Origin of the sequence: Moraxella sp. K127, from assembly GCF_015223095.1 — a bacterium.
Classification (GTDB): Bacteria; Pseudomonadota; Gammaproteobacteria; order Pseudomonadales; family Moraxellaceae; genus Moraxella.
On sequence record NZ_JADFBZ010000002.1, the window covers coordinates 24,365 to 48,639 of the forward strand.

A 24,275-nucleotide genomic window follows, 5' to 3' on the forward strand; every position below is an offset into this window, starting at 1 on the left:
GTAATATCACTCCACCCCATCGGGACTTCTTAAATTTTTTACCGCAATGCGGTTAGCTTGTTTTCTATCTCGCTCTGGTGTCATCATCGGCTGATAAATGTTTTGGTCAAGATGAATGCCAAGCGGACGGCGTTCCTCTTGGATTGAGTTTTGTAGGAGCATTAACGCCTGAATGAGTGCCTCGGGGCGTGGCGGACAACCAGGGATATACACGTCCACAGGCAGGATTTTGTCCACGCCCTGCACCACCGAATAAATGTCATACATACCGCCCGAGTTGGCACACGCCCCCATAGAGATGACCCATTTGGGTTCTAGCATTTGCTCATACAATCGCAGAATCACGGGTGCCATTTTGACAAAACACGTCCCTGCCACAATCATCACGTCCGCCTGACGGGGGGATGCACGGATAACCTCCGCCCCAAAGCGTGATAAATCGTGTACGCCCGTCAAGGTCGTGGCGTATTCCACATAGCAACAGCTTGTGCCGAAGTTAAACGGCCACAGCGAATTTTTTCGCCCCCAGTTGGCAAGGTTGTGCGTCAAATCCGACAATTTACCCATAAAGACGTTTTTGTCAATCTCGGCTTGGGTGATGTCGTCAATCACTTGGCGAGTTTGGTGTGGGTATTGGTCGGCGGATTCGTTGGCACGAGTGAACGTATATTTCATAATCGTAACTGCTTGTTTTTAAAACTGGCGTTTAAGAATTTTGTCTTTTAAACTATTAAAATTTTTAACAATTTAAAAGACTGTTTATATGTACAATAACTAAATTTTTGGGTGAGACTTCAAAATTACTTTCTGTTATTGTTTGATTAAAAAAGCTCACCACTTTATCGTGATTGATATGGTGATTTTGGGACAAAATCTCTTCAATATCATCAAGAATAAAGGCGATGTTTTTTAGTTTTTCATCTTGAAATCCATTGGCGTAATGGATACTTTTCATTTTGGGTGTTGATTTGGTGTTTGGAAAAGCAAGATTGAGCTGTTGCTTAATTTGCACAAAAAACAACATCAAGTCATTACCCATTATTTTGGGTAATTCTTGATTTAGAATTTGTTTTTTATATAAATATTGTGCTAATTCATTGGCTTTTTGCTTAATATCATCCACGGTCAAATTCCAAACTTAATCAAACTTCTGCGTGGTAACACGTCCTGTCTCATTGATATGGTCAATGTTTGCCATATCCTGTTTGTCCTTTTCAAGTACCGCTTGCAAGTCTTTACGCCCTGCAAAAATCCGTCCCGATGACTGGGCAGGTACCTTGCCTGTGGGGTCTGAGTGTAGCTCATCAATGCCATTAAAGGCGGTAATGCTCGCCAAATCAAAGTCGGCAGGACGCTCATAGATACGCTTTTTCTTGGCACGTTTATCAGCAGGAGCCCAGTTCATCGCCCCAAGTTTCATCTCATAGACAAGCCCCACAAACAAAATGGCGATAAAGACAAAAGCGGTCGCAAACCCCACCCAGCCCACTTCACGCACGCTTACCGAATAGGCGTACAGATACAAGGCTTCTAAGTCAAAAATCACAAAGAAAATCGCCACAAGGTAAAATTTGGCAGACAAGCGAATGCGAGCCGTCCCTGCTGAGACCACCCCCGCTTCAAAGTTTTCTTGTTTTTGAGAACCGCTTGACCGCCCACCAAGCAAACGTGGCACGACAAGCATAAAGACGACAAGCCCTAGACTGGCAAGTAAATAGACAATGGCTGACCATTCGGCTGGCATAAATCACCCCATGTGATTTTATGAAAGTAGATTATAATAAGGTATCCGCTAATCCTGACAGATTAACCTTACAATTATAGCATATTTTGTAAAATTATTTAAATAAAAAATAACCACGTCAAGTCATTGGATAAATTTGACGTTTTCACAAAAAAAACACCGCCAACATGACGATGTTTTTTTGGTTTGGGTTGTTATCGTAAAAACGCACGGGCATTACGGAACAGTCGCATCCATGCCCCATCTTTGTCCCACTCGTTAGGTTTCCATGAGTGATTGACCGCACGCAGTGTCCGCTCTGGGTGTGGCATCATGAGCGTTACCCGTCCATCATTACTACAAACACCTGTAATGCCTTGCGGTGAGCCGTTGGGATTTAAAGGATAATGCTCAGTGGGTCGCCCTTGACTGTCCACATAGCGTAGGGCGATTTGACCACTGTTTTCTAGCTCAAAAATTGCCTTATCATCAAGGTTGGCAAAGCCCTCTCCATGTGCCACCGCAATCGGCAAAATACTGTCTTGCATGCCTTTTAATAACACAGATTTGGTGCGTTCTACACGCACATTGACGGTGCGAGCCTCGAACCGTGCCGATACGTTGGTGCTAAACCGTGGGAAATGCCCTGCCCCGACCATCAAGTCTTTGAGTTGACTCATCATCTGGCAGCCGTTACACACACCCAATGCAAAGGTCTCGGGACGATGGAAAAATCTGGCGAACATCATGGATAACTCTTCATGATGTAACACGCTATTTGCCCAACCCGAGCCTGCCCCTAGCACATCGCCATAGCTAAATCCACCGCAGGCTACCAGTCCATCCACATCGCGCAGATTGACACGTCCGCTCATCAGGTCACTCATGTGTACATCTAGCGCCTCAAAGCCTGCCAACTTAAAGCCTGCCGCCATCTCCAAATGCCCATTCACGCCCTGTTCACGTAAAATGGCAACTTTGGGGTAACTGGTGCGATTATTCACATATGGGACTTCTATGGCTTGATTTAAGTCATAATTTGCCTGTGCAATTAAGCCTTGATGATCAATGTCATTGATAAGTGCAAACTCTTGGTCAGCACAAACAGGATTATCACGCAAGCGAGCGATGGCGTGGCTGACCTTTGTCCACTCATTTTGCAAATCGCTACGCATAAATTCCAAGTCCACACTGGCTGTCTGTATGCTTAGAATGTCTTGGTCGGCACCACCGGCAGGGGTTTCAAAGACTTGTCCGATTTCACTTACCAGCTCTGACACGCCCATACTGTGAGCCAACTCTTCAAAATCAAAAGCATACTCAGGCAGAACTTGTACCACCGCCCCCAACTCTTCGGCAAATAATTCACCTAAGGTATTAGCACTTTCTAATGATAAGTTAATTGCCACACGAGCGGTAAACTGCATCTCCGCCACTGTTGCAATCAAACCACCATCAGAGATATCATGATAAGCATTGATAAGACCTTGATGATTGGCACTTTGGATAAAATCAAAAAAGTGCCTTAAATCATCAGCACTATCCACATCAGGACAGTCATCACCAAGTTGACCCAAGGTTTGGGCAAGGATAGAGCCACCTAGACGGAATTTACCTTTTGACAAGTCAATGCGATACAGACGACTATCAATATTGATAAGCTCAGGCGTTAATGTCTTATTGATGTCTTGAACAGGGGCGAAACCTGTGATAATAAGACTCATGGGCGACACCACCGCTTTGTCCACGCCATCATCTTGCCAACCGGCACGCATGGATAAGCTATCCTTACCCACAGGAATGGCAATGCCCAAGGCAGGGCATAGCTCTTCGCCCACCGCATAAACGGCATCATACAACGCCACATCTTCACCATCATCACCACATGCCGCCATCCAGTTGGCAGATAGGGTGATGTCTGATATCTTGGCGATATTGGCACTGGCTAAGTTGGTTACCGCCTCGCCCACTGCTAGGCGTGCCGATGCTTTGGGGTTGATGAGTGCCACAGGCGTACGCTCGCCCATCGCCATCGCCTCGCCGGTATCAGCAAGCAATCCTGTCATCGTCACCGCACAGTCCGCCACAGGCACTTGATAACGCCCCACATACTGCTCACGTACCACCATGCCCGTGATAGAACGGTCGCCAATACTAATCAAAAATGATTTGCTTGCCACGGTCGGATGTCTTAGCACATCTCGAACAGCACTGGCAATGTCCAGCTCGTCGACATTTAGTGCTGTTAGCTGAGCATTTTGGCGACGTACCGAACGTTTCATCTTGGGCGTGCCACCTAGTAGCACTTGCATGGGCATGTCCACCGGCTGTTCTGGCAGTAGCTCGTCATTGACTTTAAGCTGACGCACATCGGTTGCCACACCCAACACCGCAAAAGGACAACGCTCACGCTCACAAATTTGAGTAAATAACCCCTCGTCCTTAGGGTCAATGGCTAGCACATAGCGTTCTTGGGCTTCATTTGACCAAATTGCCATTGGCGACATACCACGCTCTAATGATGGCACTTTTCTAAGCTCTAACACCGCCCCAAGCTCATGGTCGTTCACCAGCTCTGGCATGGCGTTAGATAGACCGCCTGCCCCCACGTCATGAATAGAGACAATGGGATTATGCTCCGCCCCCATCGCCCAGCAGGTATCAATCACCTCTTGGCAACGGCGTTCCATCTCGGCATTATCACGCTGTACACTGGCAAAGTCTAGTCCCTCATCTAGGCTACCACTATCCACCGAGCTTGCCGCCCCACCGCCCAGACCGATTTGCATGGCAGGACCGCCCAGCACAATGAGCAAATCGCCCTGCTTGATGGCATTTTTTTGTACCAAATCACGTTTGATATTGCCATAACCACCAGCAATCATAATCGGCTTATGATAACCACGCATTTGACTGCCGTCCTGCATGGCACTGGTGTCAAGCTCAAAACTTCTAAAATAGCCCGTTAAGTTAGGACGACCAAACTCGTTACTAAATGCCGCACTGCCAAGCGGAGCGTGAGTCATGATTTCAAGAGCGGACGCCATCCGTTCTGGCTTGCCGTATGCTTTGGTATTCACTTCCCATTTTTCGGGCATCTCTGGCAAGTGCAAATGCGACACGCTAAATCCCGCCAAGCCTGCTTTTGGCTTACCGCCACGCCCTGTCGCCCCTTCATCTCGTATCTCACCACCCGAGCCTGTCGCCGCCCCTGCATAGGGAGCAATGGCGGTGGGGTGATTGTGCGTTTCTACTTTCATCAAGATATCAACAGGCTCTTCATGAAAGTCGTATTCATGCACGCCATCGCTATTTTTATTGACATAAAACCGCTCAGCGGTAAAACCTTCCATGACCGCCGCATTGTCTTTATAAGCAGACAAAATCCCCTCAGGTGAGGTTTCATGGGTGTTTTTAATCATTTTAAACAATGATTTGTCTTGTTTTTTACCATCAATTGTCCATTCGGCATTAAAAATCTTATGACGGCAATGTTCGCTATTGGCTTGGGCGAACATCATCAGCTCCACATCAGTGGGGTTACGAGCTAAGATATTAAAATGCTTGACCAAATAATCCATGTCCTCGTCAGACAGGGCAAAGCCAAACTCACGATTTGCCTGCACCAATGCCGAACGCCCCTGCCCCATGATGTCAATGTGCGTGAGACTTGCAGGTTTGTCATCACCAAACAGAGCTTTGACCGCTGACAACTCATAGCTTAGGCTTTGGGTCATGCGGTCGTGCAGGATATTTTGGGCGACCTGTGGCAGTTTGCGTGGTAGCTCGCCATCGCCTGTTAAGGTAAACAACACCACACGCTCGACACGCTCAATGTCCACCCCACAGTTTCTAAAAATATCAGTCGCTTTGGATGCCCACGGGCTAATCGTACCAAAACGTGGCGACACCACCACTTGACGCTCGCCATCGCCTGCCGTATCTTCATCAACCTCCAAGCCGTCATTTAAGAGACTCAACGCTTTTTGGCGTGCATCAGCCGTCAGATAACTGGGAAAAACATAAATCTGCTGTGATTTGATGGCACGAATGGGTAAATTGGCTTTGGTATTTAGCTCTTTGATGAGAGCGTCTGTCTGAAACTGGGTTAAAAACGGCTTTCCAGCGATGGTCATCATGATGGTCATTCCCCACAATTTGATGAATAAGATAAAATGACAAACAATAGAAACAATATAAAAGCAACAAGCAATTATCAACACGCTATTTTAACAGATTTTACCCCAGTTATGCCAATGCTTTGCTGATATTTTTAAAAATTGTTACAAATGTTCAAACACCCCAATATTCACGATTTGACTTTGACACTCATCAAAACTCACTTTGCCATGGAAAATTTTGGCTTTTTGAGCAAAAAATGCTAGAATAAGCCAAATTTTATCCTTATGTCATCATGTCAGCGACCACCCCAACCCCCAACACCCCCCAAGCCACTGCCAGCACCAATGCCAATGTTTGGTACAAAAACTACATGGTCATTGTGTTCGTCATCGGACTGCCACTCATCGTAGTCATTGGCTGCATTTTCTTTATCGTACACGCCTTTAAAATCAAAGACTCGCCCGTGCGTGATGACTGGTACATGGACGGCAAAAGCCTCTACCAAGACGCCTCCAAAGATAAGCTCGCCCATGATTTAGGCTTATCAGGCATCATGCGATTAGACGGCACGCCGGATGATTATGACGTGCGATTTGAATTAAAATCCGCCCAAAGCATGAGTTATCCTGCCACACTCAATGTCAAGGTCTCACACGCCACTGACAAAGCCAAAGACCGTGATTTTGTGCTGACTTACCAAAGTGATAATCTCTACACTGGCACACTCACGCTTGACCCCCTACCCGCCAAATACTATCTTAACATCACCAACGATGACGATAGCACTGCCGAGATAGAAGCTGGCTCATGGCGACTGACTCATAGCCAAAAACTGCCCGCCCAAAACGTGGCATTTTTGCCCTTGGTTGCCTTTGATAACGAACACCAAACCCTACCCGACCAACGGAACAAACGCCACCAACAACACGCCCCTGACACGGTACCGCCATTGGCACAATAATTATTGGACGATAACCCATCAATCAGCCCAAAAGCCTAAGATGACCAACACAAGCCGTCAAACTTATCAACCATTGACCGCTTTTCATGTCAAATGGCTTGCCATGCTACTCATGACCGCCGACCATGTGGCGTGGCGTTTTTTGGAGTATGATACGCATTTATCGGAGATACTGCACTTTATGGGGCGGGCGGTAGCTCCACTCATGTGTTACTTGCTCGTGGTTGGCTTTTATCACACGCATGACGTCAAGGGCTATGCCAAGCGATTGGGGCTGTTTGCCCTTATCTCACAACCACCCTTTTGGCTGTTTAATATCGGCATTAGCGATGCTGTGTTACTATCTCAAAACTTCATTGAAAATCAGGGACAAACCGACTGGGCTGTGATGACACGTCTCATGCGTGGTAATGTGCTGTTTTCGCTGTTTTTATCACTCATTGCTTTGATGATTCGGCACCATAAGGTTTTTAATATTTGGGAAAAGGCAATCCTTATCGCCCTACTCTATCCTATCATCAGCCTATGTGATTATGGCTTTGCCATGATTTATATGACGCTACTGTTTGATTATTTTTATAAAAATCAGCCTAACTACCTTATCATCGCTTATCTCTTATCCTTGCCTGTCATCTATGTACTCATCTACGGCTTTAACACCACCGTAGGGCTTGGCTATATGCACTTTGGCATGATACTCACCGCCCTTATCATCTATGGCTTTAATGGACGAAAGGGGTCTGACTTTGGCGGTCGCTACTTGTTTTATTGGTTTTATCCTGTGCATTTATTGGTGATTGCGATGGCGGAATATTTTCTTTTGGATTATGTTAAATAAATTATTAGCATCAAAAAAACACAACCCAAAGATTGTGTTTTTAATTTATAAATTTTAAAAGAATAAAATGGCACACCTTGCCATTAACCACATTTAGCCTTTATTATCATTTGGCACATTATCCACATTTTCATCATCGGCAACGGTCGTGCCTAGCCTACTCATGCGTCTGTCCATAAGCTGTCTGGCAAGGGCTTGCATGTCATCAACACGGTCAATCTCATCAACAATTTCAAGCCCGAGCAAGGTTTCAAGCACATCTTCTAAACTCACAATACCTTTAACTTCACCAAACTCGCCCACGACAAGGGCGATGTGCAGTCGCTCTTTTAACATCAAATCTAACACATCAAACAACTTCATCTTGGCAAAGACAAAAGTAATGTCTCGCTTAAAATGCTTAATGGGCGTGTGAATCTCTTGGTTGGCTTTGGCAATAAGTAGGTCGCTTTTTAGGACAAAACCTGTGGCATTATCCAGGTCTTCATCAAAAATGGGAAAACGAGAAAATGGCAATTTAGGGTGCGTGGCGAACACATCACCCACCGTCATATTCTCATCAAAGGCAATCATCACCGAGCGTGGCGTAACGATACTCTCCACATGAATCATGCTCAGAGCCAACGAGTTTTTGATAATACGTGTCTCCAACTCACTCATCTGCCCTGAGACTTCGCCCTGATTGGCAAGGGCGATGAACTCATGACGGTTAAACCCACTCTCGTTATTACCCTGAGTGAGCAAGCGAGAGACTTTCTCGGCAATCCACACGATGGGAAACAGCAAAATACTAATGCCCTTGACATAGTACGCCACAGGCACAGCAAAACGTCGCCAATAAGTCGCCCCTAGCGTCTTTGGGATAATCTCACTGCCCATGAGTACCGCAAGCGTCATCACGCCACTAAACACCCCAAACCACGCACTACCAAACACAATCGTCGCCTGCGAACCTGCCCCAAGCGAGCCTAAGGTGTTGGCGATGGTGTTGAGCGTGAGAATTGATGAGATGGATTTTTCGATGTTTTTAACTTTGACTTCATTGAGTAAGTCGGCAGTTTTGGGGTTGTCATCTCTTAGCGTGTCGATATAGCTTGGGGTCATTGTCAAAAGGGTCGCTTCTGAAATAGAACAAATAAAGGAAACAATCAGCGACAACGCCACATAAAAGATAAGCAAGATAACATTGGTGCTACTTGCCTGCCCCACGCTCTCGCCTGCTGTGGCAAAGGCAATGATGGGCGTGATGGCTAATAAAGAGATGGCAATAAGGAAAAATCGCGGTCGGGGCATATAAAGAGTGAGTGACTTAAATTAATCGCTAATATTAAGCTAAAATGATGACAACTGCAAGTATTTTAGGATAAAGTGGACAATTTTATGATGATGAACGTGGTTAGGGTTGGGAGCAGAACGGTATTTTTTGGGAAATTTATAAAATTTTTCAAAGACTTATGTAAAATTTTATAAAATGCGTTTGTTTTATGGTATGATATGCGTTATTTTTCGTTTTGGAAATTTAGGAACACTCATGCTACTTTCTATTTTGGCGACCACCGCCCCGGCTCAACCCAATGCTTTTTTGCAATTATTACCGATGATTGCCATTTTTGCCATTTTCTATTTTCTCATCATTCGCCCCCAGTCCAAGCGTGCCAAAGAACACCGTGCCATGGTCAATGCGTTGGCAGTGGATAATGAAGTGGTGTTTGCTGGCGGTCTGGTCGGTCGCGTCAAAAAAGTTGATGGCGACTATGCGGTCATCGCCCTAAACAACAACACCGATGTCAAAATCCAACGTGCGTCCGTGATTAGCGTATTACCCAAAGGCACGATTGAAAATATCTAAATTCGGTATTGTTAAATGTGCATTTTAAATAAATGCACTAGGCAAAAGGATAAGCCCTATTTTAACAAGACCAAACAATAATTTAACACTTAAATTATTGTCAATTATTAAAGGGTTTGGTTTGTGCAGTTTTTAAATGATTTAATTAATAAGCCAAACCCACATCATCAACCTTTGTAAAGAAGTCCTTATGCATTACCCTGCTTGGAAATACATACTCATCGCTGTGGTGCTGGTCGTCTCTGGCATTTACGCCCTACCCAATCTCTACCCTGATGAACCTGCGGTACAAATCACAGGTGCCAGTGCTGGTACTGAACTGACATCTGACGTGTTGGTGCAGTCACAGGCTCTGCTTGATAAGGCAGGTTTGGCACATCATGATGGTAGCTTTGCCAATAACAGTGCCTTGATTCGCCTAAATACCGCCGAAGACCAGCTCAAAGCCCAAGAGACCTTACGCCAAAACCTAGGCGAGAACTACGTTGTGGCACTAAACCTTGCCCAGACCACGCCCGAATGGCTAAAAAACATCGGGGCAAAGCCGATGAAACTGGGTCTGGACTTGCGTGGGGGCGTGCGGTTCGTCCTAGAAGTGGACATGGATAAAGCGTTAGAGCAACGCCTAACGGTTGCCACCCAAGACGTGCGTCGCAATCTGCGTACCGCCAAAATCGCCGTCAAAAGCCTAAGAACCACCAAAGATGGCATGGTACTGACCTTTAATAGCGACGATGAACGCAACCAAGCCCAAAGTGCCCTGCAAGGGAACATGATGGACTTCACGCTAAGACCCCTTGCCAGTAATGACGGGGCGGTGCTAGAACTCACTTATACCGAACAAGCCCTAAACCAAATCAACGAGTATGCTGTCGGTCAGAACTTGACCACCTTGCGTAACCGTATCAATGAGCTGGGTGTGGCAGAAGCACTGGTACAGTCGCAAGGCACCAACCGTATCGTTGTAGAGCTACCTGGCGTGCAGGACACCGCCGAAGCCAAACGTGTACTGGGTCGCACAGCAAACTTGGAGTTTCGCATGGTCGCAGACGGTGCGGAGAGTTTCACAGGCGGTATCGCCCCTGCCGGCACCGAAGCCTTCCCTTTTGGTACGCTTGATGGTTCACCCGTCTTACTTGACCGCCAAACCATCGTGACAGGCGATAAAGTCCAAAACGCCCAAGCCGGTGTTGATGAAAATGGTCGCCCACAGGTATCTATTACCCTAGACACCGCAGGCGGTCGTCTCATGCAAAACGCCACCAGCACCAGCGTGGGCAAGCAAATGGCGGTGCTATTTATCGAAAACAAGCAACGCATCGGCTATGAGACCGACCCCGCCACAGGCGAGACTAAGGAAGTGCGTCAGCCTTATAGTGAGACTCGGGTCATCAACCGTGCCACCATTCAGGCGGTGTTGGGCTCATCCTTTGTCATTACAGGACTAGACAGTCCTGCCGAAGCTGGCGAGCTTGCCCTACTGCTTCGCTCTGGGGCATTGGCAGCACCGATGTACTTTGTCGAAGAGCGTACCATTGGTCCATCACTGGGTCAAGATAACATTGATAAAGGTCTTAGTGCATCCAAAATCGGCTATCTGCTCGTGTTCTTATGGATGATTGTGTTCTATCGTGCTTGTGGTGTGATTGCCAATATCGCCCTTGCCTTTAACATCATCACGCTGGCGGCGGTGATGTCCATCATCGGCTCATCGCTGACCCTGCCCGGTATCGCTGGGGTCGTGCTGACCATGGGTATGGCGGTGGACGCTAACGTGCTGATTTTTGAGCGGATTCGTGAGGAGCTTGCCAGTGGTGCCAAGCCCAAGTCCGCCATCGTTACAGGCTTTGACCGTGCATTTAGTTCCATCTTTGATGGTAACTTAACCACGCTACTGATTGCCTTTATCTTGTTTGCCATCGGTACAGGTCCTGTCAAGGGCTTTGCCATCACGCTTGCTGTCGGTATCATCACTTCCTTGTTTACCGCCATCATTGTCACTCGTGCCTTGATGCAAATCTGGTACGGCAATCGCAAAAATCTCACCAAAATTAGTATCGGCTAGGAGTAGAAGATGACAGACAATAACGACAATCTTAACACCACCGGTGAGACTCGCCGTCGTCGTGCTCCACGCCGTGACGGTAAGGGCAGTAACGCCGCTGCCAATGCCAGCCTTGACAATCAAGCCATCATCGCCCAAACCGATGAGTTTGCCGAAAAAGAAGGTGGGGTCAAACTACTGGGTAATAAACGCATTATCCCGTTTATGAAATTAGAGATCCCCATGGTGGTTCTCTCTGCCATCTTGGTGATTGCCAGTTTGGTTGCCATCACCACCAAGGGGCTAAATCTCGGACTGGACTTCACAGGCGGTATCTCTGCCGATGTGGCGTACAGTCAGCCTGTGGAGCAGGCACAAGTTGCCTCCGCTCTAGCTGACAAAGGCTTTAATGATGCGGTTGTGCAGTATCTTGGCACCCGTCAAGAGCTACTCATTCGCCTGCCACCCCAAGAGAACAAAGACCCTGAAGGTCTAAGCGACGCCCTAAGCGATGCCCTAAACCTACCTGCCAACCCTGCCAAAGTGGATAACGTCAACATCATCGGCAGTCAAGTGGGTAAAGAAGTCTATACACAGTCGCTCATGGCGTTAGGATTGGCACTTATTCTAATGATGGTGTACATCTCCATTCGCTTTCAATTCAAATTGGCAGTGGGAGCAACGCTCGCCCTGTTCCATGACGTGATTGTGGTGTGCGGACTTTTTGCCATCTTTGGTTGGCCGTTTGACTTGACCGTGCTTGCCTCTGTGTTGGCATTGATTGGTTATTCGGTGAACGACACCATCGTGGTCTATGACCGTATCCGTGAGAATTTTCGCCGTGTGCGTGGACTGCTGCCCCGTCAAGTCATTGACCTATCTCTGACTGAGACCTTACGCCGTACTTGCATGACCTCTGGTACGGTCTTTGTGGTTGTGCTTGCATTGCTGTTCTTAGGTGGTGAAGGTCTGTTTTGGTTTGCTCTGGCTCAGTTTATCGGCACCATTGCAGGGACGTATTCATCGGTCTATGTTGCCAGCTCCATTCCTTTGCGTATGGGCTTGTCTCGTGAAGACTTTGTGGTGCGTGTCAAACCTGAATTTGAAGAAGAAGTGGTGGTTTTTGCTGACCCCAAACTCCAAAACGCCCAAGATTGATTTAAAATTGACAAAACCGCTCAAATGATTTTGGGCGGTTTTGTTTTTGGGGCAAATAATTTAAATTTATACCCACAATCTAACCCCCACCCTCATAAACCCCCACCACATTCCCCACCACGATAATTGCAGGGGCAGGCAGATTGGCAACTGCTTGTTTTTGTACAATATTTGAAAGCAACCCTGTCAGTACCGCTTGATTTGGCAAACTGGCATTTGAGATAATCGCCATGGGCGTATCCGTGCTAAGTCCGCTTTTGGTCAGGTTCGCCACGACTTTGTCAATGGCATGAAGCCCCATATAAAACACGAGCGTCTCGTCCTTGTGATACACGCTTTTTAGACCGTCAAACTCGCTGTCCTGATAGCACGCCGTCAAAAACCGCACACTGGTCGCAAGCCCCCTATGCGTGAGCGGTATGCCCGCCCCGCTCGCCCCTGCAAGGCTTGCCGTAATCCCTGCCACGACTTGATATGGCACGCCCGCAGTACGGCACGCTAGCATCTCCTCGCCCCCACGCCCAAACACGAACGGGTCGCCCCCTTTTAGGCGTAGCACACGCTTGCCACACTTGGCATACTGCACGATAAGGGTGTTAATCTCATCTTGGGTTTTGGTGTGATGACTGCGTTTTTTGCCGACAAAAATCTTGTCGCTATCACGCCGACACAACTCCACAATGACAGGCGAGACAAGGGCATCGTACAGCACCACATCCGCCTGTTGCATAAGTCGCAACGCCTTAAAGGTCAATAAATCGGGGTCGCCTGCCCCTGCCCCCACGATATAGACTTCGCCTGTGTTTTTATTGTCATTTTTGATAAAATCATCTAATTCATCGGATAAATTTTTTATGGGTTTGTCATTTAAGGCATTGGTAAAAATCTTTTCCCAAAAATGCCGTCTTTGGTTGATTGTGCTTAATTTTTCTTTAACAGTATTTCTAAATTCGCCTGCTTTTTTGGCAATGTCGCCGATATTGCTTGGCAAACTGCTTTCTATTTTGGCACGGATAAGGCGAGCCAATACAGGGGCTTTACCATTTGATGAAATGCCAATGGTAATCGGGTCTCTATCCACAATCGCAGGGAAGATAAAATCGCATAACTCTGGCGTATCCACGACATTGATAAACAGCCCAATTTCTTTGGCGTTTTGATGAACGATTTTATTTAACTCATTATCATCGGTGGCACAAATTACCAATATGATATCATGCTCATTTTTTATGTCTATCAAATCCTGTTTTTCATAGGATTTTTGAATGATGATATGATTATGATGAATCAAAAATTCTTTAAAATCTTTATCAAAATTTTTGGCAAGCACAACCAACCTTGCCCCTGCATTGGTTAATAACGTGGCTTTTCTTTGGGCGACATCTCCGCCCCCAATGATGAGTACGGTTTTTTGATTTAGATTAAAAAATAAAGGCAAGGTATTCATATTGGCGTTTTGGCTGATTTGGTTAATGTTTAAAAAGAAAACCGTTCGTGGTGAGCTTGTCGAACCATGAAAAGGTTTTCTATCACCCGAAGGCATAGCTCAGGGCGAACGGAAAACCTTTTAAATATGACATTTTTTATAATTGCGTATGTAATCCGCATTCACGGTGTGCCAATGCCTTTGTTGGGTCAAAATAATCATCTTCGCCATAGTCTGCTATGGTGGGTAATCCATGATTGGCTTGATAGGTATTTAATTCATCTGCCGATAAATAAAACAACGGAGCGACTTTTAATACACCGTCTTTGGATAGACTTAATACGTCCAATGCCGTACGAAATTCGGTTTGGTCTTTACGAATGGCATTAAACCACACATCAGGATTTAACTCCGCCAATGCACGGCGAAACGGTTCTAATTTGACCTGTTCGGTAAATTCGGCATGATAGTCGCTATCCACATCAGGAATACCGTTTATGGTTACGTCCGCCAATGCCACATCACGAAAGGCACGAGTTTGGGCAGGGATATAAGTAACCACATTTAGATTTAATTCTTTAATGAGTTTTTGGGCGTGTTTATAAGTTTGCACGGTATTATATCCGCTATCCACAAATAGCACGGTAATATCAGGGCGAATGCTTGACACCAAATGCAAAATAGACGCTTCATAAGGGCGAAAATTGGTGGTAATAATGGGATTTTTGGCAATGGATAATGCCCATTTGACAATCTCTTGGGGCGTTTTACAAGTAAGTGATGAATTATATTCATCAAGGTTTTGTTCATTCACAATAGTTTTTGACATGATAAGCTCCAATTAACTAAGGTGGATATATCATAAAACGAAATTTTTTATTTGTAATCTTATAAAAATTACTATCGTTAATCGGTTTTGGCATATTAAATTTTTTATTTAATTTTTGAAATTTTTTAAATATAAAAAACCATAGGACAATATCATTTATCCTATGGTAAAGTTTATTTGGGCGAATTACAATTCGCCCCTACATATCTACATTTGGCAGTAGTCCAAAAAGTATGCTGAACTAGGTTTTCCGTTCGCCCTGAGCTTGTCGAAGGGTGATAGAAAACCTTTTCATGGTTCGACAAGCTCACCACGAACGGTTTTCTATAATTCTAATTTTTACAAAAATTTATTTTAAATTTAAAACCTAGCGAAACATCGGCAACGCATTGACTGATTGTCGGCTTTGGGCGGTTTTTAAATCATTTAAGGTTAATATCAGTGTATCTACTTTATCATCATCTACAATAAAACCATTTGCCCCTGATTTGACAAAATAACTGGACTGGTCAAGCCCAAACGCACCGCCCACGATTATCGTGGCGTGGTCATTGATTTTGCGGAGTTGGCGGATTAGGCTAAAGACTCGCCCGTCTTTAAAATCTTTGACATAAATTAGGATATTTTTTAATGTGTTAATATCCAAACTTTGTGCCAATTCATGTTCATTATCATCAGCCGTTAATAAAATATGATAATCCAAATGACTATCTTGATAATCTTTTGCTAATATGGTGATTAGGGTGTTTTCTTTATTTGCCAATGTATCGCTTATTGTCAAATCAATACTTTGTGATAATGCCGTTTTTTCATCATCGGACATATTGGTGGCATATAACACCACGTCCGAAACTTCTTGGCTTATTACGTCATTTTTTAAAATAATCAATTTCATATTTTTATCCTTTTTATATTAACCATATACCGCTTCTTTAAATGGAGCAATACCTGCTCGTTGCACATAATCGGCAAAGGTTTCTATATCGTCCGCCGTCTCTTGGCGATTGTTTTTATAAACATTGGCAATGGTTAAAATCGTATCCGCCACATCATCAGCCGATACCGCTCGCCCCAATATCTGCCCAAGTCGTGCGTCCGCCCCAGAACTTCCGCCCAGACTAATCTGATACCAATGTTCGCCTTTTTTGTCCACGCCCAAAATGCCAATATCGCCCACATGATGATGAGCACAGGCATTCATACAGCCTGACATATTTAGGCGAATTTGCCCCAAATCATATAAATAATCCAAATCATTAAAGGCATTTTCAATGTTATGGGCGATATTGTGCGTGGTGGCATTGGCAAGCGAACAACAATCAAACCCTGGGCAAACTATCATATCAGTCAGCGTGCCGATATTGGCTCGTGCCAAATTAAGCTCTTTTAGGGCGTGATATAAGTCATACAGGTCGGTGATTTTAACATCGCCCAATACCAAATTTTGCTGATGCGTGGCACGAATCTCGCCTAAGGAATATTTATCCGCCAAATCAGCAAGTTTATTCATCTGGTAACTTGTCAAATCGCCTGCTGGAATATATTTGTCATTTATCACGCCTGCTTTTAGTGAAATCACAACCGCTTTATAACCGTTTATTTTATGAATGACGGTATTATGCTCATACCAATTTTTAAACTCTTTATCGGCATTTAATTGTTTTTGCAAAATGTCATTGGCAGTTAATGGGTCAATCGTTTCATAATCAGGCTCGCTAAAATAACTTTCTGCCTTTTTAAAATGCTCATCGGTCAATGTCAAATCGCCGTCTTTGGAATATTGCCATTCTATATCCACTTTTTTGGCAAATTCATCTTTACCCATACTCTCAACCAATATCTTAATACGAGCTTTGTATTTATTATCACGCCGTCCTTCTAAATTATACACCCTTAAAATAGCGTCCAAATAACTTAATAAATGACGGCGTGGCAAAAATTCGTTAATGACTTTACCAATCATCGGTGTCCGCCCAAGTCCGCCCCCAACGATGACTTCAAAACCAATCTCGCCATTTTTTTGTACCACATGAAGCCCAATGTCATGCACCTGCGTGGCGGCACGGTCGGCAGTTGTGCCAATGACGGCAATTTTAAATTTGCGTGGCAAATAGGCGAACTCTGGGTGAAAGGTACTCCATTGGCGGATAATCTCGCAGTAGGGGCGTGGGTCGGCAATCTCATCGCCATGAATGCCCGCATAGGGGTCGGTCGTGGTGTTGCGAATGCAGTTGCCCGATGTCTGAATGGCGTGCATTTGGTTGTCCGCCAGTAGTTGTAAGATGTCGGGGACTTCGGGCAATTTGACCCAGTTAAACTGAATGTTGGTGCGAGTGGTAAAATGCCCATAGCCCTTATCATAAGTGTCGGCAATGTGAGCCAGCGTTCGCATTTGATAGCTTGCCAAAAGCCCATAGGGAATGGCGATACGAAGCATGGGGGCGTGGCGTTGGATATAGAGTCCGTTTTGTAGGCGAATGGGCAAAAACTCATCTTCGGGCAACTCGCCTGCCAAATACCGCTCGGTCTGACGGCGGTATTGGGCGACACGTTCATTGACAAGGGCTTGGTCGGCATAGGAATATTGATACATGGCTGGTTCCGTTTGGCTGTTAATGGCGATATGGTAAAAAAAAGCCGTCAAAAAGGGTAATGCAAAAATGGCATATAGATAGGGGGAATTTGCATAGCGTTGATTTGGGGCGGTTGCGTGGGTGGGGTGGGTTTTGTATAATGTTTTGGATTTAATTGATGTATGAGATATACGCCCCATTATTTTATTTAAATAGATGTGTAGGGGCGAATTGCAATTCGCCCTATTTTAAAATTTGATAATTGATTAAACTCACGTCAATGAAACAAAAATTCAATAACCCAATTCAACCCAACCCCATGAAAAAATTACTTCAATACAAAATCGTCCGCTTTTTCTTATTTATCTTAATATGGATAGCATTAAGCCAGCTTATCTCGCTATTTAACAAACCTGCATTTAGACAGCCGAGCGACTATTTTAATATTTGTGCCACAACAACCACAAAAGACGACAAACTTTTACCACTTGTTATCCTAAAAGAGTATGAACAAGCACCCAACGATTACCAATTATGCAAAAATCCCATACAATCTACAAATAGCGTATGGCGACTTAAACTTCATCAAAATCCCGACCAAACCTATTTATTAAAAACATGGAACGACAGCCTTGCCGACCCCGTCGAATATCATTATAAACTCATTGATGATAAGGTAGAGCCGATTGCATGGCGACATGGAGGCATGATATATCAAATGATGAGTTATTTTTGGGGGCTACTGATTACCTTAATCATTCATAGCATTAGTAAAAGGGTGTGGGCAAAAAAGGCTTTACAGGCACATACTCAGCAATAGAAATGCCTTAATAAAAATAAACCCCAAATATGCAAGTTTGGGGTTTATTTTGACTTATTTTTTAATCTTATCAAAAATAAGCCCTATAATCAGCCCGACAATGGCAAATGGTAGCCACTCCATCGAATATTCTTTTAAAGGAATATTCATACCCGCCACAGACAGCACCGATACAAGCGTAACTAATGCAAGGCTGATGCGTTTGGCAAAAACAGGCACGGGTCTTATGATATTTAGCCCAAGCAAAATCATCGCTGTCATGGTAATTGGATACAATATCAACAGCACAGGAATGGATTTGTCAATTACCGCACTTAGTCCCTGATTTGCCAAAATAAAACCGATGAGTGTAAAGGTGATGGCATAGGATTTGTAAGATAATTTCACCGCACCGATTTTGGGAAAAATTTTGTGAAAATACTCCGATGCTGATACAGTCAGACCCACGGTTGTGGTCAGACACGCCAAAGAAGCAATCAATCCTAACACCACCCCACCTGATGAGCCAAAACCTAGCACCGCGGATTTATTCAAAATAAACGTGCCGATGTTTTGCCCTTTGTCCGCCACTTGCATCAGCTCATCTGCCGATAGGGGTAAATGGTTGCCAATCCAGCCAAGCGACAGGTAAATGAGTGCCAATGCAGAGATGGCAATCAGCCCTGATTTTGTGGTTTCAACAAACAAATCAGCACGCTTACCGAGTTTTTGGCTAATGGCATTCATGACCAGCACTGAAAACGCCACAGATGCAATCATATCCATGGTGTTATATCCTTCTAAAAAACCAATAAAAAACGCCTTACCATCATAATTTGGCAGGGCAATACTGGCAGGATTAGCACCCAACTTAATAAATGCGATGATAATAAGTGCCAATACTGTAACAAATAAGATGGGCGTTAAAATCGCTCCAATACGGTCAACCAATTTGCTCGGATTGATAGACAGCCACAGTGAGATGGCATAATAAATCACGGTAAAGATGAACAGGCTTGTCCAGTTTGGTGCCTGCAAAAATGGCAACACCGCCATCTCATACGCCACCGCTCCTGTACGTGGAATGACAAAAAACGGAGCGATGGTCAGATAAATCGCTGACAATAATGCCACCGAAAACCAAGGATGAATCTTAGCAAGAGCATGCTGATAGCCACCGTCATACTTTGAACCAATCATCAAAACCGCCAAAGGCAGACCCACACCTGTCAAGATAAAACCCAACATAGCAGGGATAAAAAATTGCCCACTTTCAAAGCCCAATTTGGGTGGAAAAATCAAATTGCCCGAACCAAAGAAAAAGGCAAATAGCATAAAGCCAATGATAAGCGTGTTTTTGTTCATGATTGTTTTGTTGCCATATTTTTATAAAGATGGGCATTGTAACAATATTTTTACAAAACAAAGCTTTTTTGGGTCATTGATAATAAATTTTCATGGGTTAATAAGAAATCATCACTCATAAATAATTTTTCTTTTTATTTTATAGTAATATTGTGGTATGATATGGTTATATTTTGAAATATTAGGATAATACATGATAAACCTTTATCAAGTCTTAGGATTGTCGGCACACGCCACGGATGTGCAAATCCGCCAAGCTCTAAATACCCATGCCCAGACCTTGGACCCCAAAGTCATCAAAGCAGTCAATGAATGGCTACTAAACCCCACCGTCCGTCCAAGCTATGACGCCAAACTACAAACCCAAGAACCTCACTTTTTTACCTCGCCACAGCCCATTCATCACAACCAACCATCACCCGAGCCAAGCTTTAACCCCTATCAAAGCCCAAGCTATGATTCTAGTGCAGATGAATATTACACGCCCTATCTATGGAACCCCAATAAAGCCACCTTTATTGCCCTAATTTTCGTGCCTGTCGCCATTTATATGCACGCTCTAAACTGGCAGGAATTGGGCGAAGATGAATTAGCACAGCAAAGCAAAACTTTGGCATTTATTGTACTTGCCATCATGTTTGGCTTGGTGATTTTTGAAATGACGACAGGTATTAGTCTACCTAATGCCACAGGGCTTATCATCCTATTTGCTTGGTATTTCGGTCTTGGCAAAAAGCAGGTTGCCTATGTCAAAGATGAGATAGGTGATGAGTATGAGCGAAAAACATGGCTAAAACCCATCTTAATTAGCATTGGTGCTTTGATTGGCTTTGTCGTAACGTCGATGGTGCTAGGGTATATATTTGGCTTGTTGGGATTTTTACACCCTGATTTTTAGTGTCATTGGCATTCAAATCAAAAAAAGGGGGCTATACCCCTTTTTATGTTGCCAACTCATCAAACCCATCAAATTCACTATCCTTTTTAATCTTAATCTCTTGACTGGGCAAGGCGTGTTCTACGTCATATCGTGCTACTTCATTTAACACATCAATGAGCAGTTCGCTTTGTTTTTTCCAAAACACCGTAACATCGGACGCATTGAGATAGCACCGCATTTCAATGACAAAAGCATCTTGGCGTAACTCACTTAACCTTACCAGTGTCCATTCATTATTGACATAAACGTGATTTTCCAAAAATAACTGCAAGTCATTGATAAGCCTGCCAATTTCATCAGGGTTTGCCGTGCGTTTTAGGTACAAAAAATGATAAAAATAAAACATATCCCGAGCGTCATAATTCTCAATCTGCATGGCACTAAACTCGCCATTTGGCACGGTTACAATCGTCCGAGACAACGTGCGAATACGGCTTGACCGAATACCAATATCAATCACCGTCCCTTCCATCGTCCCAAATCGACAATAATCCCCCACACGCACAGGTCTGTCCGCCACGACCATGACCGAGCCGATGAGATTTTCAATGGTTTTTTGAGCTCCGAACGCAAGAGCAAGACCCCCCACCCCCAAAGCGGCAATCCCTGTGGTCAAATCAAAGCCCAAATTACCAAAAATGATGATAATCGCCAAAATGAGCATAAAGGCTTTGGCAACCTTTCTAAACAGATTTAAAATAGACACCTGTTCAAGCCGTTTGTGCTTTCGGCTGTTTTCTTCGGCACGCATAAACACCGCATCAATGACACGCAAGGCAAGCCAAGCAGTCGCCAGCCACGCCACCACTTCAATACCCCGAGTTACCGCCGAGCGAAGCGTAACAGGCACCGCCATTTGCACCATCATCTCAGGGAGCATGGACGCCAAAATCACCACCGCCAACGGCAACAAGGCTTTGGAGGGTATGCCAAAGGGTTTGCCACGCACCTTCGGATACAAAAACGCAAACACGCCCCACACTACCCACAGACCACCCCACAAAAGCGATAAGCCAATAGCAATCAAGATGATGAGCGACACCACATCCGAGATTTTATGCCCCAACAGTTGCCTGTCGCCAAAAAAATCCAGCCCAAAGGCATCGGCAAGCGTGGTACGATTTTCGGTCAAATCTTTGGGCAGGTTATCCAGCGTTTCTTTATAAATTTGCCAATAAACCACGTTGTCTTTGTCGGTTTTTCTGATAAGCAATAAATCTATTTTGGTATCATCAACATCAATCGTCCCGACTTTTTCTAGATTGCTTGGCAATCTGTCCGCCAAATCGCCTTCGCTTTTGTCGCTGATTGACAAATCAGGTAGTAGCCGTCCGCCTTTGTCAAGGGCAAGTTTTAGGTCGTGGATGACTGTATCGGACGTTTTTTGCTTTTTTAAAAAGTCAGAATCCAAATACTTTACTGTCAGCTCCACGTCCTTATCCGACAAGGCTTTGACAAAGTTTTGCATGGTACTGCGTGGTGTGTCTCGCCCAAAGCTGTCTTGGGGCGTGGGCGTCTCGCTCTTTGGGGCGGTGTCGGTCAAGGCGGCATTGGCAAAGCCTGCCACAGGCACGGCAAGGGACAACACCGCTAGGACGATGACAAGGCAGGACTTAATAAAAACTATCGGACGAAATACAGATGTTGGCACGGTAGGCATGATGAATGTGGTTTTATTAAATCAATTGATAATGAGCTTATTTTTAAAATCGGCTATTTTATCATGTAATCCATGACATATTGAACCTTTATAACACAATTTATAGGGCGTGTTGAACATTGATAACAATTTTATAAAATATGGTAAAGTTTGACAACTTCAACCAATTTTTGCATGAAAAATGGCTGTTTTACATAAACATTGCAAATTTACTTGGTCTGGGCTTTGTTATTTGTTTTATTATTTTGAAATTTATTATTAACTAGGCTATAATAAGCACACCAAGAGATGTTGCAACTTTTTTAAGTCAGGCTTGGTTTAATGATTTTAATATTGTATACTAACGAACTTGATGTTTGCCACAGCTTTGTAGGGGCGTGCTGTGCACGCCTATAAAATTGGCATTGTCAAAGGACGTGCTCAGCACGTCCCTACATCCACACATCATAAATTGTGGTAATTTTCAAGTCCTTTGGTTATATTTGGATAAGATTGTAGGGGCAAATTGCAATTTACCCTAAACTTCTTAACTATATTTTTAAAATATTTTAATCATTATAAAACAACGACATCTGTGTTTTTTATTTATCAATTTATTTTTAAGGAAAACTGCATGAACGCAGTGTCAAATTTTACCGACTACAAAGTCGCCGATATTAGCCTTGCCGAGTTTGGTCGCAAAGAGATTAAACTTGCCGAAACCGAAATGCCTGCCCTTATGGGCATTCGCAAACGCTATGCCAGCGAACAACCCCTAGCAGGGGCGAAGATTGCGGGCTGTATCCACATGACCATTCAAACGGCTGTCTTGATTGAAACGCTTGTGGCACTAGGGGCAGAAGTTCGTTGGACGTCATGCAACATTTTTAGCACCCAAGACCACGCCGCCGCCGCCATTGCCGCCGCGGGTATCCCTGTCTTTGCATGGAAAGGCGAAACCGAAGAAGAGTACGAATGGTGCTTAGAGCAACAAATCCACAAAGACGGCAAACTGTGGGACGCCAACCTTATCCTAGATGACGGTGGCGACTTGACTGCACTCATTCATAATAAATACCCACAAATGCTAGATAGTATTCACGGCATTTCCGAAGAAACCACAACAGGTGTACACCGCTTGATTGAAATGCTTCACAAAGGAGAACTCAAAGTCCCCGCCATCAATGTCAATGACGCTGTTACCAAATCCAAAAATGACAACAAATACGGCTGTCGTCATTCTTTAAATGATGCCATCAAACGTGGTACGGACATGCTTTTATCTGGTCGGCGTGCACTTGTCATCGGCTATGGTGATGTGGGCAAGGGCTCAGCTCAAAGCCTACGTCAAGAGGGCATGATTGTGCGTGTGAGCGAGATTGACCCCATTTGTGCCATGCAAGCATGTATGGATGGCTATGAGCTGGTATCGCCATTTATAGATGGTGAACAAAATCAAGGGGTTAATACCGCTCTTATGGCGGATACCGACCTTGTCGTTACCACCACAGGCAACTATCATGTGTGCAACAGCGAGATGTTAAAGGTTCTAAAATCCACCGCCGTGGTGTGTAATATCGGGCATTTTGATACCGAGATTGACACTGATTTTATGCGTAAACATTGGAAATGGGTAGAGGTCAAACCACAGGTTCATCAAGTCTATCGCTCCGATGATGACATGGATTATCTGATTGTTTTATCCGAAGGTCGTCTTGTCAACTTAGGCAACGCCACAGGACACCCCTCTCGCATCATGGATGGTTCATTTGCCAATCAAGTACTTGCCCAGATTCATCTGTATCAAGAAGCCTTTGCCAACCTGCCAACTGATAAAAAACAAGACAGCGTCTATGTCAAAGTCCTACCCAAAAAGCTAGATGAGGAGGTGGCTGCTGCCATGGTTGCAGGTTTTAATGGTGTGATGACCAAACTCACCCAAGAACAAGCGGACTATCTAGGGGTAGATGTGAACGGCCCATTTAAGGCAAGTGAGTACAAATACTAAA

The 24,275-nt window shown here is 44.6% G+C and carries 19 protein-coding genes; 8 read left to right on the plus strand and 11 right to left on the minus strand.

Annotated elements, in window-relative coordinates; all coding sequences use genetic code 11:
• Positions 1-6 precede the first annotated feature (6 nt).
• The 4 genes from IM753_RS00675 to purL all read right to left on the minus strand — a co-directional run bounded on the left by IM753_RS00675 (position 7) and on the right by purL (position 5,865).
• The gene (locus tag IM753_RS00675; RefSeq protein WP_194108416.1) at positions 7-675 is read right to left on the minus strand and encodes an NADH-quinone oxidoreductase subunit B; all 669 of its coding nucleotides are present in this window, start codon (positions 673-675) and stop codon (positions 7-9) included.
• A gap of 64 nt (positions 676-739) precedes the next feature.
• Positions 740-1,123: a hypothetical protein gene (locus IM753_RS00680; RefSeq protein ID WP_197035915.1), complete on the minus strand. Its 384-nt coding sequence runs from the start codon at positions 1,121-1,123 to the stop codon at positions 740-742.
• A 15-nt stretch (positions 1,124-1,138) separates the two neighbouring features.
• Complete coding sequence (gene ndhC / locus IM753_RS00685; protein WP_194108417.1) at positions 1,139-1,744, minus strand: NADH-quinone oxidoreductase subunit A; 606 nt, start codon at positions 1,742-1,744, stop codon at positions 1,139-1,141.
• A gap of 194 nt (positions 1,745-1,938) precedes the next feature.
• Positions 1,939-5,865 carry a phosphoribosylformylglycinamidine synthase gene (gene purL / locus IM753_RS00690; RefSeq protein ID WP_370582796.1) on the minus strand — a complete coding sequence of 1,309 codons (3,927 nt, stop codon included), beginning with the start codon at positions 5,863-5,865 and terminating at the stop codon, positions 1,939-1,941.
• Between the two features lie 272 nt (positions 5,866-6,137).
• Between purL and IM753_RS00695 the strand changes: the two genes are divergently transcribed.
• Together IM753_RS00695 and IM753_RS00700 are read left to right on the plus strand one after the other, a co-directional pair.
• Positions 6,138-6,806, plus strand: a complete 669-nt coding sequence (locus IM753_RS00695; protein WP_194108419.1) for a FixH family protein — start codon at positions 6,138-6,140, stop codon at positions 6,804-6,806.
• A gap of 40 nt (positions 6,807-6,846) precedes the next feature.
• Complete coding sequence (locus IM753_RS00700) at positions 6,847-7,644, plus strand: TraX family protein (RefSeq protein WP_194108420.1); 798 nt, start codon at positions 6,847-6,849, stop codon at positions 7,642-7,644.
• Between the two features lie 93 nt (positions 7,645-7,737).
• Here the strand turns inward: IM753_RS00700 and IM753_RS00705 are convergent, their stop codons facing one another.
• Positions 7,738-8,937, minus strand: a complete 1,200-nt coding sequence (locus IM753_RS00705) for a CNNM domain-containing protein (protein ID WP_083108207.1) — start codon at positions 8,935-8,937, stop codon at positions 7,738-7,740.
• A gap of 238 nt (positions 8,938-9,175) precedes the next feature.
• On the opposite strand from IM753_RS00705, the gene yajC reads away from it, so the two are divergent.
• The 3 genes from yajC to secF all read left to right on the plus strand — a co-directional run bounded on the left by yajC (position 9,176) and on the right by secF (position 12,695).
• The gene (gene yajC, locus IM753_RS00710) at positions 9,176-9,493 is read left to right on the plus strand and encodes a preprotein translocase subunit YajC (protein WP_065256559.1); all 318 of its coding nucleotides are present in this window, start codon (positions 9,176-9,178) and stop codon (positions 9,491-9,493) included.
• 190 nt (positions 9,494-9,683) lie between these two features.
• The gene (gene secD / locus IM753_RS00715; RefSeq protein WP_065256560.1) at positions 9,684-11,558 is read left to right on the plus strand and encodes a protein translocase subunit SecD; all 1,875 of its coding nucleotides are present in this window, start codon (positions 9,684-9,686) and stop codon (positions 11,556-11,558) included.
• A gap of 9 nt (positions 11,559-11,567) precedes the next feature.
• The gene (secF, locus tag IM753_RS00720; protein ID WP_065256561.1) at positions 11,568-12,695 is read left to right on the plus strand and encodes a protein translocase subunit SecF; all 1,128 of its coding nucleotides are present in this window, start codon (positions 11,568-11,570) and stop codon (positions 12,693-12,695) included.
• A gap of 79 nt (positions 12,696-12,774) precedes the next feature.
• Here the strand turns inward: secF and cysG are convergent, their stop codons facing one another.
• The 4 genes from cysG to IM753_RS00740 form a co-directional block, all read right to left on the minus strand.
• Positions 12,775-14,142 carry a siroheme synthase CysG gene (gene cysG / locus IM753_RS00725; RefSeq protein ID WP_065256562.1) on the minus strand — a complete coding sequence of 456 codons (1,368 nt, stop codon included), beginning with the start codon at positions 14,140-14,142 and terminating at the stop codon, positions 12,775-12,777.
• Positions 14,143-14,278: 136 nt separating this feature from the next.
• On the minus strand, positions 14,279-14,950 hold the full coding sequence (locus IM753_RS00730; protein ID WP_065256447.1) for a phosphoadenosine phosphosulfate reductase family protein: 672 nt from the start codon (positions 14,948-14,950) through the stop codon (positions 14,279-14,281).
• 367 nt (positions 14,951-15,317) lie between these two features.
• The gene (locus IM753_RS00735) at positions 15,318-15,845 is read right to left on the minus strand and encodes a DUF934 domain-containing protein (protein ID WP_065256448.1); all 528 of its coding nucleotides are present in this window, start codon (positions 15,843-15,845) and stop codon (positions 15,318-15,320) included.
• Positions 15,846-15,863: 18 nt separating this feature from the next.
• Complete coding sequence (locus IM753_RS00740) at positions 15,864-17,543, minus strand: nitrite/sulfite reductase (protein WP_194108421.1); 1,680 nt, start codon at positions 17,541-17,543, stop codon at positions 15,864-15,866.
• Positions 17,544-17,842: 299 nt separating this feature from the next.
• Here IM753_RS00740 and IM753_RS00745 point away from each other — a divergent pair, with 299 nt between their 5' ends.
• Positions 17,843-18,343, plus strand: coding sequence for a hypothetical protein (locus IM753_RS00745; protein WP_156065167.1), 501 nt, complete (start codon positions 17,843-17,845; stop codon positions 18,341-18,343).
• Positions 18,344-18,397: 54 nt separating this feature from the next.
• Here IM753_RS00745 and brnQ read toward each other — a convergent pair whose 3' ends face one another.
• A complete protein-coding gene (gene brnQ / locus IM753_RS00750) occupies positions 18,398-19,687 on the minus strand; it encodes a branched-chain amino acid transport system II carrier protein (RefSeq protein ID WP_065256450.1) in 1,290 nt (429 codons plus the stop codon).
• A gap of 193 nt (positions 19,688-19,880) precedes the next feature.
• Here brnQ and IM753_RS00755 point away from each other — a divergent pair, with 193 nt between their 5' ends.
• Positions 19,881-20,585, plus strand: coding sequence for a hypothetical protein (locus IM753_RS00755; RefSeq protein ID WP_194108422.1), 705 nt, complete (start codon positions 19,881-19,883; stop codon positions 20,583-20,585).
• Positions 20,586-20,628: 43 nt separating this feature from the next.
• On the opposite strand, the gene IM753_RS00760 is transcribed toward IM753_RS00755, so the two are convergent.
• A complete protein-coding gene (locus IM753_RS00760) occupies positions 20,629-22,287 on the minus strand; it encodes a mechanosensitive ion channel family protein (protein WP_194108423.1) in 1,659 nt (552 codons plus the stop codon).
• A 613-nt stretch (positions 22,288-22,900) separates the two neighbouring features.
• Between IM753_RS00760 and ahcY the strand changes: the two genes are divergently transcribed.
• Positions 22,901-24,274: an adenosylhomocysteinase gene (gene ahcY / locus IM753_RS00765; RefSeq protein ID WP_194108424.1), complete on the plus strand. Its 1,374-nt coding sequence runs from the start codon at positions 22,901-22,903 to the stop codon at positions 24,272-24,274.
• Position 24,275: the final 1 nt, after the last annotated feature.